This is a genomic window from Marinomonas spartinae (genome assembly GCF_900089775.1).
Taxonomy (GTDB): Bacteria; Pseudomonadota; Gammaproteobacteria; order Pseudomonadales; family Marinomonadaceae; genus Marinomonas; species Marinomonas spartinae.
The window spans coordinates 511,501-525,205 of the sequence record NZ_FLOB01000001.1 but is presented as its reverse complement, the minus strand read 5'-3'; the positions used below and the strand labels follow the sequence as shown (position 1 = coordinate 525,205).

Genomic DNA, 13,705 nt, shown 5'->3' with positions numbered 1-13,705 from the left:
ATCCTGTGCTGAGGCGGTTGGCTAGGTCTGGTCAAGTGATCATCGATCAAGCCTCGTATGAGAGTTCAGTCTAGCGAGAATTAATTATGCATAACGAACAAGAACGTATCATCTCTATGATTAACCAAATCGCAGAGAATAATATTAGCGCGGGCGATGAAAGTGCTGTGGCAACAATTGTCGCAGGCCATGTGAAGAAGTTTTGGCCACGACGCATGAAAAACATGCTGAAAGACTATATTGAACAAGGTGGGCCAGCATTGCATCCAGCCGCCCTACAAGCAGGTAAGCAGCTTTTTGAGGAAAGCAAAGCCTAAAACCGTAATCCAGTTCGCTATATCGGCTCTCTAAAGAATACCTTCCTGTTAGATCGTCGATATAGCCGTCCTCTTTTTCGCAAGATCAAATAAGATTGTGTTCAATGGCGTATTTCACCAGACCTGCAGACGAGTGAATATCCAACTTACGCTTAATATTTTGTCGATGGGTTTCTACCGTTCTTACGCTAATATTGAGTTGTTGGGCGATTTCTTTGTTGGATAACCCGTTCGCTACCTCAGCGAGTACCGCACTTTCCCTAGGTGTCAGAGACTCCTCTTCTTGTGGCGCTGAAGAGAATTGACCAAATAACAAGTCGGACGCTTTTGAGCTAAAGTAAGTGCCACCCTGATACACCGTATTGATGGCTTGTATCAGCTCTTCCGACGAGACATCTTTTAATACATAACCATTAGCCCCCGCTTGAAGCACAGACAAAATATACTCTTTGTCGTAGTGCATGCTGAGCATCAGAATTTTGATATGTGGCTGTTCACTACGAAAGCGTTTTGTGGCATCTAACCCATTTAAAATAGGCATGGAGACATCCATTAGCACCAAATCTGGCGACAAGACCTTGGCTTTTTCCAGAGCTTCTAAACCATTTGCGGCTGTCCCAACAATGTTAATATCCGCTTCCAATTCTAAACGAGCCTGTAGACCATCTAATACCAACATATGGTCGTCCACCAGCAACACTCGAATGCCTGTGCTTATTGTCATGACTTGTCTCTTGTTGTTTTTAATCCATTTTAGGCGCTATCGGTAAAATAGCACGGACTTTTGTGCCTTTGCCTTTTTGCGACTCCAAGAAAAAATCCCCACCAACGAGTGCCACTCGCTCACGCATATTGATCAAACCAATCCCTTTTGACAAAGCCGATTCTTGAGAACAACCAAGACCATCGTCTAGACATTCGAACACCAAATCTTGACGTGACTGCTTGATATACAGTGACACATGGCTAGCTTGGGCATGCTTGTCGATATTGGTCAACGCTTCTTGAGATACTCGATATAAGGCAATTTCTATTTCATCAGGAATGTCACAAGACACATCAAAGCAATAGTCCACAGACACCTTGGTACGCTCGCTAAACTGGTCAACCAAAGCGCTAAGTGCCGTATTCAACCCCAAATCATCCAGTAATGTTGGCCTGAGATCATGAGAGATCTGACGAATTTCTTGAATAGTAAGGTTTATCAACTCACCCGCTTTGAGTAACTCTTCATCAATAGCGTCTTTACCTTGATCACGGTTGAGTTTGTTGCTGGCCAATTCAATACGAAACTTGCAAGACACCAGTAACTGATTGATCCCATCGTGCAACTCGCGGGAAAAGCGCCGCCGCTCACTCACTTGTAAGCGCATAAAACGCTGTACCAAGGCTTTAAGTTTGGAATCCGCTAATTTGTGTTCATGCAGATTAATCGCCAAGCCCAGTAGAATGACAAAAATCACAGTAATAATTACCACCACACTGACGGAGAAAAAGCTGCGGCGGATGTTGGCATCCATATTGGCTTTGGCCTTGGATAATTCGAGAAAGACATCACCAAGATACAAGCCTGTTCCCAGCATCCAATGCCAACGATCGATCATGACCGCATAACCAATTTTTTCTTCCAAGCCCATATAAGGCGGCTTTTTCCAAAAATAACGATGAAAGCCACCTCCCGTTTTAGCGACAGCCAATAAATGCTGAATCAAGTAATTGCCTGATTTATCCTGAAAATCCCATAAATTCTGCCCTACTAATTCAGGTTGCGTCGGATGAACGAGATTCTTCCCTGAACTGCTGTAAATATAAAAGTAACCATCCTCACCATAACGCAAACGGTTGATCACTTTTTTCACTTCCGCCTTGGCTTCTTCGTCACTCAAGGTATCGCTGTCTAAAATCGGTTGAATCGCGGATAAAGCAATACTGATGTGGCTTTTAAGGGCTTCTTTTTTGGCATGAATCAAATTGAATTCATAGATCGACAATTCCTCTTCGGCAAGTTCCCTAGCAGATTGCAAACTGAGGTAGATAATAATGACCGTCGAAGCAATCAAAGGGACGACTGCTAAAAGGATAATCTTACTTTTTAAACCCACAAAGACGTCCTTCTTATTCTTTTTATATCATGCCAATCCGTAAAAAACGGGCTAGTGACAACTTAGCCCGTTTGCTGATTTGAAGCCCATAGACAAGGTTTTACATTATCGATGAAAACTGTACTACCCTCTCCGACTAACGAAAGGAAGCTTAAGCTATTCCATACCATTCAGGAAAGATCATTATGCTGGCTAACACTAGCACTTGGATCAAGATAAAGGGAATGACCCCACGATAAATATCCATCGTCCGGATAGAGCTCGGCGCCACCCCTTTTAAATAGAATAGACTAAAGCCAAAGGGCGGCGTTAAGAACGATGTCTGTAAGTTCATCGCAATCAAGATCGCAAACCACAGCATATTGATGCCCAGCGCTTCAGCCACAGGCGCTAAGATCGGCACAATGATAAAAGCAATTTCCACAAAATCGATGAAAAAGCCGAGGATCATAATCGAGACCATCGCAAGAATAATAAAGCCCCATTTTTCACCCGGTAGGTTGAGCAATACCTCTTCCACTATTTGATCACCACCAGTGTAGCTAAAAGCCATCGAGAAGGCGGTTGCCCCCATCAAAATAGCAAATACCATGGCGGTGACTTTGACGGTCTCTAAACTGCTGTCGTAAAGCATCTTCCAGGTAAACTGACGATACAACAATGCCAACACGATTGCGCCCATACCGCCTAATGCTGACGACTCTGTCGGTGTCGCGACCCCCGTAAAGATAGAGCCCAATACCACCAGCACCAACGCCAAAGGTGGAATGATGGCTTTTAGCGCGCTGATAATTTGTTGAGCACGTGTCTCCCCATCGTCTTCTGCCATAGCAGGTGCCATATCAGGCTTAAGAAAAGTCAGAATCAGAATATAGACAATATAACAACCAATTAGTACCAACCCTGGCAGCATGGCCGAATGGAATAAATCTCCCACAGGAATGCCTAAAACATCCCCTAAGATAATCAAAATAATCGAGGGAGGAATGATCTGACCCAGCGTACCTGAGGCGCAAATCGTGCCACAGGCAAGGGATTTGTTGTATTTGTATTTCAGCATGACAGGCAAAGAGATCAACCCCATCGCCACGACGCTGGCCCCCACCACACCCGTTGATGCGGCCAATAATGCGCCCACCAAAATAGTCGAAATTGCCAAGCCTCCGCGCACACGACCAAACAGTTTCCCCATGGCTTCTAATAACTGTTCTGCCAACTGTGTTTTTTGCAAGACAATGCCCATAAAAACAAACAAGGGCACCGCCATCATGGTGGTGTTTTCCATGTAGCTTTGTATGCGAAAGGGCATAAAAGCAAACATATCAAAACCTTCGGCAAACACCCCAAAAATCAAGGCGATCCCACCAAAGGTGAAGGCAACAGGGAACCCCAGCATCAGCATCGCTAGGGCAACGAAAAACATGATAATACCAATCATAAACGACCTATTAATCCGTCAGAACAAGAGAGCAAGTACTGCAAGACATCGCTGCAGAAAACAGGACTCAAGATCAATGTTGAATAGGAGGGTTTGAAAAGCCCTCTTCACTCACGCCACGAATGGCATTAATCGAACGCAGCATCATGCCTACTCCACTGATTGCCATGGAGAAAAAGGCAAAAGGGATAACCGCTTTAATCACCCAGCGATAAGGCAAACCACCTGGGTCACCACTGGTTTCTCCTAGGGCAAAGGATTCTTGAGCAAAACCAATACCGTAGTAACCGACCAGCAAGGTGAAAGGTAATAAGAAAAAGACGCAGCCAAACAAATCGATCCATGCTTTACGTTTGATCGGTTGATTTTCATAGATCAAGTCGACTCGCACATGACCACCCTGTTGAATCCCATAGGGAATCCCCAACAAGAAAATAGCCGCATACAAATGCCACTCTAACTCTTGCATAGCGATGGACACATCATTGAACAAATAGCGCATTAATACGTCGTAAAAAACGTTACATAACAAGGTGATAAGTAACAAGGTCGAAATAGCACCAAGCAGATTTGAAAATCGAGCGATGCCTCGCTCTAGATTGATGAGAAACATGGGAATGACTCCTAGAAAACACCTAATGGCATGTAAAACCTAACAATCAACTCGCTTAACAGGAGCAAAGTAGCGGAGAACAACCCCCCGCTACGCGATCAAGATTTATTCGGCAATTTTGTCTAAGCTTTCTAGGTAAGCTCGATCAGAAATGTTGGTCCACACACGGGCCACTTTCATATAAGCTTGCTGAGAATCGATAATTTCCTTCGTTAATGGATCTTTCGCTGCCGCTTCAGCCAATAACTCTTCGTTGGCTTTTTTCATGGCGCTTAGAACAGGTGTGGGGAAGGTCTTGACCTGAATATCAGGGTATTCTGATTTCATTTTCGCCCAGTTCACACCGCTTTCATGATAAGACTGAATGTACATATCGTAGGCAGCCAGCTTCATAGAGACGCGCAGAATTTCACGTAGGTCGTCCGGTAGTTTTTTCCATGTCCGCTCATTTACGAGGAACTGAAGCTCAGTTGCTGGCTCATGCCAACCAGTGTAGTAGTAAGGCGCAATTTTGTGGAAGCCCATGCGCAAATCAAGGGACGGCCCTACCCACTCCAAAGCATCAATTGTGTTACGCTCAAGAGCCGTATACAACTCACCAGGTGGAATGTTCGTTGGTTTGGCACCTAGCTTCGCCAGTACTTCGCCCGCAAACCCTGGGATGCGCATTTTTAGACCTTTCAAGTCATCCAATGAATTGATTTCCTTACGAAACCATCCCCCCATCTGCACACCGGTATTGCCCCCAGGGAAAGACAACAAGCCAAAAGGCTTATAGACTTTCTCCATCAGCTTCATGCCGTCACCATAGTAGAACCAACCATACTGCTCCGGTGCCGTCATCCCAAACGGCATGGTGGTGAAATACATGGTGTTGGGCACCTTACCTTTCCAATAATAAGAAGCAGAGTGACCAATGTCGTACTGACCCGCACGCACCATATCAAACACCCCTAATGGCGCTTTGTGTTTGTTTGCTGAGTCGATGGTGATTTTTAAGCGGCCTTTAGACATTTCTTCCGCCATACGCACCATGTTACGAGGCGCATCGCCAAAGATAGGGAAATTGGTGGTCCAAGATTCAGCCATTTTGAGTTTATAAACACGCTCTGCAGCCATAGAAGGCATAGACAGTGTGCCGAGGGTAACAGCCGCAGCCGCTACAAAAGAAGTCATCTTAAGAGAGATCATTGATTATCATCCTGCTTGTTTATTATTGTTTAATTGGATAAAGCAGGTTTCATCATCTTCTGAAAGCAATATGTAAGCAATTCGCATAAATACCGAAAGCAGGTCGTAATTAGTACTTAACCTGTCTCAGTATTTATACTTAGAAAATCTTCACGCGACATAAAAGCCCGCAAGCACGGTTTTTATGCCGCCTATGTCATATCACAGAACTACACCCAATCGTCCCTCACGAATGACGCGTAACGGAACGACAAGCCGCAGCAGTAAAGAGTACGTCTGTCGAACTGTTCAATGCCGTTTCTGACGAGTCTTGTAGTACACCGATAATGAAGCCCACAGCAACGACTTGCATCGCCACTTCATTGGGGATATTGAATAAGCTACAAGCCAAAGGAATCAGTAATAAAGATCCCCCAGCCACACCAGAGCTACCACAAGCCGATATAGCGGCAATAATACTGAGCAGAATCGCTGTGGCAAAATCCACAGGAATCCCTAATGTGTTCACCGCCGCAAGCGTTAAGACGGTAATTGTAATCGCCGCCCCTGCCATATTAATGGTTGCCCCTAAGGGAATAGACACTGAATAGGTATCTTCATCCAGTTGAAGTCGTTTGCAAAGGTCCATATTGACGGGAATATTGGCAGCGGAACTGCGCGTAAAAAAAGCCGTTACACCACTTTCTTTTAAGCATTGAAAAACCAAAGGGTAAGGGTTTTTTCGCGTCGCCAAAAAGACCAGCAAAGGGTTGGTAACTAAGGCAATAAATAGCATTGAACCAATCAGCACCGCCAGCAGATGAGAATAACCTAACAATGCACCAAAGCCTGTGGTTGCAATGGTATTCGATACCAAACCAAACACCCCAAATGGCGCTAAACGAATCACAAAACCCACAACTCGAGTGACACTGTCAGCTAAATTTTGCAGTAACGCTTTCGTTGTATCCGACCCATGGCGCAGGCCGATACCAAAACACACGGACCAAGTTAATATACCAATGTAATTGCCCGTCACTAACGCATTAACAGGATTATCCACCATATTAAAAAACAACGTATGCAAGACATCATGTATACCTTGTGGCGCGGATTGACTTACATTACCAGCCACAAGATTTAACTTAGTCGGAAACAAATAACTGAAAAAAACCGCCGTAAAGGCAGCAATCAAGGTACCGACGGCATACAGAACTAAAACAGGTCGAATATAGGTTTGTTGATTATGTTTATGGTTGGCAATGGACGCAATCACTAGGATAAACACAAGAATCGGCGCGATACCTTTTAATGCTTTGACAAAAAAGCCACCTAATACACCCACTGATTGGGCCGCTTCAGGGGAAACGTAAGCTAAGACAACACCACACAGAATACCAACAACAATTTGCAATACGAGACTGCCATTCATATAACGCTGAAACAACGTAGATTTCATATTTGAAGTCATGGGGGGAGATCCATCAAATTTTTCGAGGGGGCACCATAAAACATCGAGGACGAGAAATGAACCATTTGGGCGCATAATTATGAGAATTTTATTTGCTCAAGTGGTTAATCTTTTGACATGCCGCAAGCATACAAGCTTATTCTTACCGTACTGAGCTTATCAGGGAAGCATAGCGTTCATCGTCAACAGAATTTTGCCAAGAGCCAAACGATTGTTCATTCTGTTTCAAAGCTATCGCTAAAATTCGTCTTCATATTCACCTTGAAGTTCGTCATCATAGACCTCATATAATGGGTAAACTTACATATCGAGGAATTCCGAAATGTCGAATTTATTAGAACAGTTATCATGGCGCTATGCGACTAAGAAAATGAACCCTGAAAAATCGGTACCACAGGAGAAGGTGGACCGTATTCTTGAGGCAATTCGTCTAACAGCAACATCAAGCGGTCTCCAACCCTATGAAGTGTTTGTTGTCACCAATAAAGAACTGCGTGAAAAAATGGTACCCCATGCTTGGAACCAAGCACAGTTGACAGATTGTTCCCACTTGCTGGTCTTTGCTGCTTGGGACAATTACACAGAAGAGCGTATTAACAAAATGTTCGACCTAGTTAACGATGAACGTGGGTTCGTCAACGAAGGTTGGGAAAACTACCGCCAAATGATACTGAGCAGTTACCCTCCTCGTGACAAAAAGGTGAACTATGAGCACGCTGCTCGCCAAGCGTATATTGGCCTTGGCACTGCGTTGATAGCAGCGGCAGAAGAAAAAGTAGATTGCACACCAATGGAAGGGTTTGTTCCAGAAGAAATTGATGCGCTATTAGGCCTACAAGACCGTGGTCTACGCTCTGTTATTTTGCTTCCTCTTGGCTACCGTGCAGAAGAAGGAGATTGGCTGGTTAACTTGAAAAAAGTACGTCGTCCGAAAGAAGAGTTCATTACTGAAATAAAATAAGTTTTAGCTAATTCAAAAAACGACATAAGAAGCGCTGGATAAACCAGCGTTTTTTATGTCAGTTTACTTTTTATTCTTCATTCGATAAACACTACCTTACAAAACATCGAATAATTAATAAATATCCATCAAATTTTTTAATCGTTTAAAAAACATAAAAAAAGCCAGCTTGTGCTGGCTTTTTTATTTTTCAATCGAATTATTTAAATCTTGAACCGTTAGTAAATTACGGATTTTGAGATTTAAGCTCGTTCAATTTTAACTGTAGATTTTGCGCTTTCGCATTTAATGCAGCCGCTTTATCTTGTAACGTATGAACAGTACTCATATCAATGCTGGTATTAACATTAACACCTTTACTTTCAAGCTGATGCTCAAGATTATTTACTTTCTCTTGTGCTCTGACAACCGAACCGTATGTACCATCACCTGGGGCTGCAAACGCCGCAGAAGTAAAAGAAGCCGTTGCTAATAGAGTTAGTGCTACTTTTGTTAAAGTATTCATAAAACATCTCCTTTGTAGCGAGCTCTAACAGGTTTATAGCCTGTCAAAACCTTTATTATATTGGGATAACCTGATAAGTCGACCCATTGATAAAAGGGTTGCACCTACTCAAAAGAAACCGATGCAACAATCACGGATTCACGACAACTTAAGAGTTTTGGCTTTTAAGTTCATTAAGTTGTAGTTGTAGGTTTTCAGCTGCTGTGTTCAATAGTCTAGCTTGCGTATTAACCGTTTTCGCTGTGCTCAGATTCACACCAAGATTTGGTGTTGCACCTAACTGCTGAATTTCGCTTTTTAGCTGTTGTACATCCGCTTGTGCTTTTACTTTAGAACCGTATGTACCGTCTCCAGGTGCTGCCATCGCAACAGAAGAAATAGAGACAGCTGCAAACAATGCTAATGCGCTTTTAGTTACTAAATTCATATTTACCTCCTAAGGTATTCCGTATTTAAGAGGCGATAGTTTTTAAAAAGAACATCAAATAAATTTAAAAGATCGCCTGTTCATGTGATGTTTTAAATAATAGCATTCATTTAAAAAAATAAAACAGTATCGCTAATAGTGTCTCTTTCTATTCATTTTTGAATAGAAAAGCGCATCTTTAATTTAATTAAACACATATTATGCATAAAAGAAGAATCACTACTCAATTAGACGTTCTACTAAAAAACAACCTCCCTTTGCCCCTTTAAAAAATCAAACAATATGAACGAGATGTTTATATTTGTTAACTCTCTGTGATATTAAGGAAACAACTCGAACGTAATATCTCGCCAAGCTCATAAAAGGCCTATACTTGGCGAATAGACATATCAAAAATAAATGGAGTTTGCATGAAAATATTCGCCATCACATTGTTCGCTTTACTGATTAGCGCCTGTACTAACGATAATTGGCGCACCGCCAGCCGCGAACCAGCAGGCCTTGCTGCCGACCCGAAAAAGAACAAAGCGGCGATCATAGAGTTTTACGCCGCCGATGCATTCAGCTGGCGAGGTTGGTTTGCTGTTCATACTTGGATCGCAGTAAAAGAAAAAAATGCGCTGGAATATACCGTCTATGAAGTCGTGGGATGGCGAGTAAAACGTGGCCTTCCTGCCTTAGAGGAATATCAAACTAGTACACCCGATCGTTATTGGTTTGGTGCCAAACCTGAGAAGATTCTGTCAATTCACGGAGAAAAAGCCCAACGCCTTATCCCGAAAATAACCGCCGCCGTCAAACGCTATCCTTGGGCCAATGAATATGCCGTCTTCCCGGGCCCAAACAGTAATACGTTTCCCGCTTGGATAGGCTTACAAGTACCTGAGCTTGGATTAGACATGCCATTTCGCGCCATTGGCAGTGGCTACGCTGATAATGCAAAATAAATAGAAGCCAACCCTAAAAAATTAAGTCAGTATTTAGAAAGACTCCATATTGACCCATCCTATCCCTTTAGGCTACGTTTTCTGTTTGGACAACGTAGAGCGCTGATTCTTCGCAAAAGCGAACCCTCTCTCGCCAAACCTTTAAACTTAAGTCATCAACTCTACTCTCGCCATTGTTACGAGCGCGTCTTTATAAGGCACTAATATGGACATCACGTTTGAAGCACAAAAAACCCTGCAACGTTTGTTGGCTGAGCTCGATTTCAGCCAACTCACGCCGCAAAAAAAATCCATCCTTATTCAGCGTTTAACAAACGGGTTTCAGGCCCTGTTCAACCAGCTTTTTCCACTCTATGGGCAACGCTTTGACCTGCATTACCACCTAAAGGTATTACTGCAATCCGTTATCGATTTTCATAAAAAAAAGTGCCCTGCTCAAATCAAAGACAAATCCGCACTTTGGTTCGAGTCTAATCAAAATGTTGGTATTGCTGTCTACGTGGATTTACTGGCAGATGATCTGGTCTCTCTGATAGAAAAGATCCCTTACTTTGAAGCTTTAGGGATAAATTATGTGCATCTCATGCCGCTTTATTTATCACCAGAAGGAAACAGTGATGGTGGGTATGCCATTTCGGATTATCGCACAGTGTCACCTAAGCTGGGCACGAACAAAGATTTAAAAGACCTAGCGTCAGCACTGCATAAAAAAGGCATCCGTATGGTGCTGGATTTTGTGTTTAATCACACCTCAGACGAACACCGCTGGGCACAAGCAGCAAAAGCGGGCGATCAAGAATACCAAGACTATTACTATTTCATGGATGAGCAAGACGCCATGGAATACAACCAAACCGTCCGTGAAATATTTCCACAAATTCGTCGCGGTAGTTTTACCTATTTACCAGAATTAGATCGCCACGTTTGGACAACCTTTAACTCATTTCAATGGGATCTTAACTATTCCAATCCTGCCGTTTTTGTCGCGGTTGTAGAAGAAATGCTGCACTTGATTCTAAACGGCTGTGATGTGCTACGGCTTGATGCCTTAGCCTTTGTGTGGAAAGAAAAAGGCACTGTATGTGAGAATCTCCCCAAAGCACACAACCTAATCAAAGCCTTTAAAGCCTGCTTAGACATTGCAGCACCACATGTTGTGTTTAAATCGGAAGCCATTGTCCATCCTGATGACGTAAACAAATACATTGCTACCGACGAGTGTACGCTCTCTTACAACCCACTGATGATGGCCTTGTTATGGGAAAGTTTAGCAACACGCCAAACGAACTTGTTGTATCAATCCCTTGAACGCAGCTTTCAGATTCCAGAGCATACAACCTGGGTCAATTATCTTCGTTGCCATGACGACATTGGCTGGTTATGGGACGACACCATTTCAGACCGTCTTGGCATTGATGGCATCGGCCATCGTCATTTCTTAAATCAATTCTATACAGGACAATTTGCTGGCTCTTTTGCTGCGGGCGTGCCATTTCAAGAAAACCCAGTCAATGGCGACTGCCGTGTGTGCGGTACGTTGGCATCTTTAGCGGGCGTGGAAAACGCCATTGCGGCTGACGATCCGCTGCTGCTTGATCACGCTATCAAACGCATTCGAGTACTCAATGGCATCAACTTCGCCATGCCAGGCATTCCCTTGCTGTATCAAGGAGACGATCTTGGCGTGCTCAATAACAACGATTATCTCAAGGACCCAACAAAAGTAGACGATAGCCGCTGGGTACATCGTAAAAAACTCACTAAGGCCGACTTCACTCTTGCTGAGGATATCAACACCCCGCAGGGAAAAATCGCTCAATTGATTCGAGAGATGATTCAAATTCGTAAAGCCAATGACATTTTTGCCGCCAAGTCATTTGAACTGATTTCTCTGGGCAGTGAACACCTCTTCGCCTTCAAGCGACAAAGCGGTGATAACGTACTGTTGGTTATCGCTAATATTAGCGAACATCACGTACCTATAACGCCTACATTGGATGGACTTATCGGGAATAAAACCGCAATGAATTTACTAAACAATGAACGGATTGATTTATCGTCTTTCAGTTTGATTGAACCATTGGATTTGCTGTGGTTAACCAAGGCTTAGGTTTCGCCTCGTCATTAACATCGCAGTCAAAATCGCCACAAAAAAGCGGATCGACGTTACTTTATAGTCGATCCGCTTTTTTGTACTCTTGATTAATGCTTGGCAAATTCTTCAATAACAGACTTATTTCGAATATCCACTAATTTACCAATATCCCTCAACTCTCTTTTAACAATAGACCAAGCTTCATCAGCCTCTTTAGTACGATTTTCACTCAAAGAGAACGGAAGAAGGACCCTCTGAGGCAGCAAGCCTAAGCTAGCCATACGATTTAAACGAACTTCATTTTTACCTACTACCTCAAAAATTTCTTTTGGGGTAAGTTTGTCATTTACTTCAATAGGTTGTATAAGCTTCAACGGCTCACCTTGCTCACTTAACTGAGTAAAATCATACTTTGCTTCAAAGACACTCTTTGCAAACTTATACTGTCTAAAAGGCCTTTCCAAGTGAAGCGAGTCTAACTGAGACCTTAAAAGACTACTCAGTCTTTGTCTACTCTTAGTCTGAGAGGTAGAAGTATGACTTACCATACGAGAAAATATACTGTTAAGAGTTACATCAATCGAGTCCGTTATAACGGTTCGAACTTCACTAAAACGTAACAGGGTTGCACGAGGCTTCACTAAAAAATCAAATGCATCTTGCGCAGTCATGTAGTGATTAGCAACTTGTTCTTGAATAAAAGCCAATTCTTTCTGATAAGAAGCCATTGCAAACTTAAAAGTCCGCTTATCATTAATATGGAAGAATTTTGAAACCCTAGCACCGACATCGGTTGTATCTAGCTTAAACACAAACGAGTTATTACTTTTTGCACAAAGAAGCACACCCACATTAGCAAACTCTCCTGTTTCACTATAGGGAGCAAAGCGTAAAACAACGTATTTGCAAGCATATTTTTTCATACAAAAAACCAAAAATCATCGTTAGTGTAACGTCTTAAAGTACTTTCAATTGCCGCCAGATCGATAGTTGCGTTAAGTGTATTTATCGGTGGATCACTATACTGCCAATCTTCCGGTAAGGAGCCAATGATATTATCAAAATTAAGCAGAATACCTTCAAATTGCTCTTCTAACTTACTTCTGAAAGCTAAATCATTAAACCATGTGCAGTCAATTTGATCATAGAAAATATGGCCATAAACATCCTCTCTAGTATAGTTTTTGTCAAAAGCACTGTTATGATCGATCACTCGAATACGTCTATCACTCACTAAAAGGTTTGTGTTATCACTATTTCTATCGGCATTTTTCACCCAATAATCAAAAAGAAAAATCTTTAGTTTTTCTTCTTCAGTGACGATATGCTGCATTGTCTTTGGCTCAAACCATTGGGCAAATGGAATCTTCTTCGAACCAAAAATAGGGCCGCAGCCGAGATCAAACTGAGTATCAAAATCTAATCCAAAGTATAGCTCTTCTGGTATTTCAACTAACTCGTAATCAGCAATAGGCAGGCCAAATGCCGTTGCTAAATTAGCACATATCCACTCATTTACTTGACTCGAACGAGGCAAGCCTTTAACTATAAAAGAATTCCCATCCTCGTCTAGACACTCATATGGGTTACTATAACCCTGATCTACCTTTCCAATAACTTCCACTATCATCTTCAAAAGGCGGTCCTCGAACTTATAAG

Annotated in this window: 14 protein-coding genes; 4 read left to right on the top strand and 10 right to left on the bottom strand. The window is 42.7% G+C overall.

Annotation, left to right across the window (positions count from 1 at the left end; translation table 11 throughout):
- The first annotated feature begins 86 nt into the window (after nt 1-86).
- Complete coding sequence (locus MSP8886_RS02375; RefSeq protein WP_067012291.1) at nt 87-317, top strand: formate dehydrogenase subunit delta; 231 nt, start codon at nt 87-89, stop codon at nt 315-317.
- Nucleotides 318-402: 85 nt separating this feature from the next.
- On the opposite strand, the gene MSP8886_RS02370 is transcribed toward MSP8886_RS02375, so the two are convergent.
- The 6 genes from MSP8886_RS02370 to sstT all read right to left on the bottom strand — a co-directional run bounded on the left by MSP8886_RS02370 (nt 403) and on the right by sstT (nt 7,099).
- Nucleotides 403-1,041, bottom strand: a complete 639-nt coding sequence (locus MSP8886_RS02370) for a response regulator (protein ID WP_217491200.1) — start codon at nt 1,039-1,041, stop codon at nt 403-405.
- A 19-nt stretch (nt 1,042-1,060) separates the two neighbouring features.
- Nucleotides 1,061-2,419, bottom strand: a complete 1,359-nt coding sequence (locus tag MSP8886_RS02365; protein WP_067012289.1) for a cache domain-containing protein — start codon at nt 2,417-2,419, stop codon at nt 1,061-1,063.
- Nucleotides 2,420-2,570: 151 nt separating this feature from the next.
- A complete protein-coding gene (locus MSP8886_RS02360) occupies nt 2,571-3,857 on the bottom strand; it encodes a TRAP transporter large permease (RefSeq protein WP_067012287.1) in 1,287 nt (428 codons plus the stop codon).
- Between the two features lie 73 nt (nt 3,858-3,930).
- Nucleotides 3,931-4,470, bottom strand: a complete 540-nt coding sequence (locus MSP8886_RS02355; protein ID WP_067012285.1) for a TRAP transporter small permease subunit — start codon at nt 4,468-4,470, stop codon at nt 3,931-3,933.
- Nucleotides 4,471-4,575: 105 nt separating this feature from the next.
- On the bottom strand, nt 4,576-5,661 hold the full coding sequence (locus MSP8886_RS02350; RefSeq protein WP_067012283.1) for a TRAP transporter substrate-binding protein: 1,086 nt from the start codon (nt 5,659-5,661) through the stop codon (nt 4,576-4,578).
- A 226-nt stretch (nt 5,662-5,887) separates the two neighbouring features.
- A complete protein-coding gene (sstT, locus tag MSP8886_RS02345; protein WP_245659007.1) occupies nt 5,888-7,099 on the bottom strand; it encodes a serine/threonine transporter SstT in 1,212 nt (403 codons plus the stop codon).
- A 334-nt stretch (nt 7,100-7,433) separates the two neighbouring features.
- On the opposite strand from sstT, the gene MSP8886_RS02340 reads away from it, so the two are divergent.
- Nucleotides 7,434-8,072: an NAD(P)H-dependent oxidoreductase gene (locus tag MSP8886_RS02340; protein ID WP_067012279.1), complete on the top strand. Its 639-nt coding sequence runs from the start codon at nt 7,434-7,436 to the stop codon at nt 8,070-8,072.
- A 226-nt stretch (nt 8,073-8,298) separates the two neighbouring features.
- Here the strand turns inward: MSP8886_RS02340 and MSP8886_RS02335 are convergent, their stop codons facing one another.
- Complete coding sequence (locus MSP8886_RS02335; RefSeq protein ID WP_067012278.1) at nt 8,299-8,577, bottom strand: hypothetical protein; 279 nt, start codon at nt 8,575-8,577, stop codon at nt 8,299-8,301.
- 148 nt (nt 8,578-8,725) lie between these two features.
- Nucleotides 8,726-9,004, bottom strand: a complete 279-nt coding sequence (locus tag MSP8886_RS02330) for a hypothetical protein (protein ID WP_067012276.1) — start codon at nt 9,002-9,004, stop codon at nt 8,726-8,728.
- A 410-nt stretch (nt 9,005-9,414) separates the two neighbouring features.
- Here MSP8886_RS02330 and MSP8886_RS02325 point away from each other — a divergent pair, with 410 nt between their 5' ends.
- Both MSP8886_RS02325 and MSP8886_RS02320 read left to right on the top strand, forming a co-directional pair.
- Nucleotides 9,415-9,951: a DUF3750 domain-containing protein gene (locus MSP8886_RS02325; protein WP_067012274.1), complete on the top strand. Its 537-nt coding sequence runs from the start codon at nt 9,415-9,417 to the stop codon at nt 9,949-9,951.
- A 205-nt stretch (nt 9,952-10,156) separates the two neighbouring features.
- Nucleotides 10,157-12,061: an alpha-amylase family protein gene (locus tag MSP8886_RS02320; RefSeq protein ID WP_067012272.1), complete on the top strand. Its 1,905-nt coding sequence runs from the start codon at nt 10,157-10,159 to the stop codon at nt 12,059-12,061.
- A gap of 92 nt (nt 12,062-12,153) precedes the next feature.
- On the opposite strand, the gene MSP8886_RS02315 is transcribed toward MSP8886_RS02320, so the two are convergent.
- Complete coding sequence (locus MSP8886_RS02315) at nt 12,154-12,969, bottom strand: DUF3037 domain-containing protein (protein ID WP_067012270.1); 816 nt, start codon at nt 12,967-12,969, stop codon at nt 12,154-12,156.
- On the bottom strand, nt 12,966-13,676 hold the full coding sequence (locus tag MSP8886_RS02310) for a HipA family kinase (RefSeq protein WP_067012268.1): 711 nt from the start codon (nt 13,674-13,676) through the stop codon (nt 12,966-12,968). The genes MSP8886_RS02315 and MSP8886_RS02310 overlap by 4 nt, the downstream gene beginning before the upstream one ends.
- Nucleotides 13,677-13,705: the final 29 nt, after the last annotated feature.

What these genes read in the sequence shown, in the direction of transcription:
- MSP8886_RS02375 (WP_067012291.1), top strand. Translation starts at nt 87, where the DNA reads ATGCATAACGAACAAGAACGTATCATCTCTATGATTAACCAAATCGCA.
- MSP8886_RS02370 (WP_217491200.1), bottom strand. Translation starts at nt 1,041, where the DNA reads ATGACAATAAGCACAGGCATTCGAGTGTTGCTGGTGGACGACCATATG.
- MSP8886_RS02360 (WP_067012287.1), bottom strand. Translation starts at nt 3,857, where the DNA reads ATGATTGGTATTATCATGTTTTTCGTTGCCCTAGCGATGCTGATGCTG.
- MSP8886_RS02355 (WP_067012285.1), bottom strand. Translation starts at nt 4,470, where the DNA reads ATGTTTCTCATCAATCTAGAGCGAGGCATCGCTCGATTTTCAAATCTG.
- MSP8886_RS02350 (WP_067012283.1), bottom strand. Translation starts at nt 5,661, where the DNA reads ATGATCTCTCTTAAGATGACTTCTTTTGTAGCGGCTGCGGCTGTTACC.
- sstT (WP_245659007.1), bottom strand. Translation starts at nt 7,099, where the DNA reads ATGAAATCTACGTTGTTTCAGCGTTATATGAATGGCAGTCTCGTATTG.
- MSP8886_RS02340 (WP_067012279.1), top strand. Translation starts at nt 7,434, where the DNA reads ATGTCGAATTTATTAGAACAGTTATCATGGCGCTATGCGACTAAGAAA.
- MSP8886_RS02335 (WP_067012278.1), bottom strand. Translation starts at nt 8,577, where the DNA reads ATGAATACTTTAACAAAAGTAGCACTAACTCTATTAGCAACGGCTTCT.
- MSP8886_RS02330 (WP_067012276.1), bottom strand. Translation starts at nt 9,004, where the DNA reads ATGAATTTAGTAACTAAAAGCGCATTAGCATTGTTTGCAGCTGTCTCT.
- MSP8886_RS02325 (WP_067012274.1), top strand. Translation starts at nt 9,415, where the DNA reads ATGAAAATATTCGCCATCACATTGTTCGCTTTACTGATTAGCGCCTGT.
- MSP8886_RS02320 (WP_067012272.1), top strand. Translation starts at nt 10,157, where the DNA reads ATGGACATCACGTTTGAAGCACAAAAAACCCTGCAACGTTTGTTGGCT.
- MSP8886_RS02315 (WP_067012270.1), bottom strand. Translation starts at nt 12,969, where the DNA reads ATGAAAAAATATGCTTGCAAATACGTTGTTTTACGCTTTGCTCCCTAT.
- MSP8886_RS02310 (WP_067012268.1), bottom strand. Translation starts at nt 13,676, where the DNA reads ATGATAGTGGAAGTTATTGGAAAGGTAGATCAGGGTTATAGTAACCCA.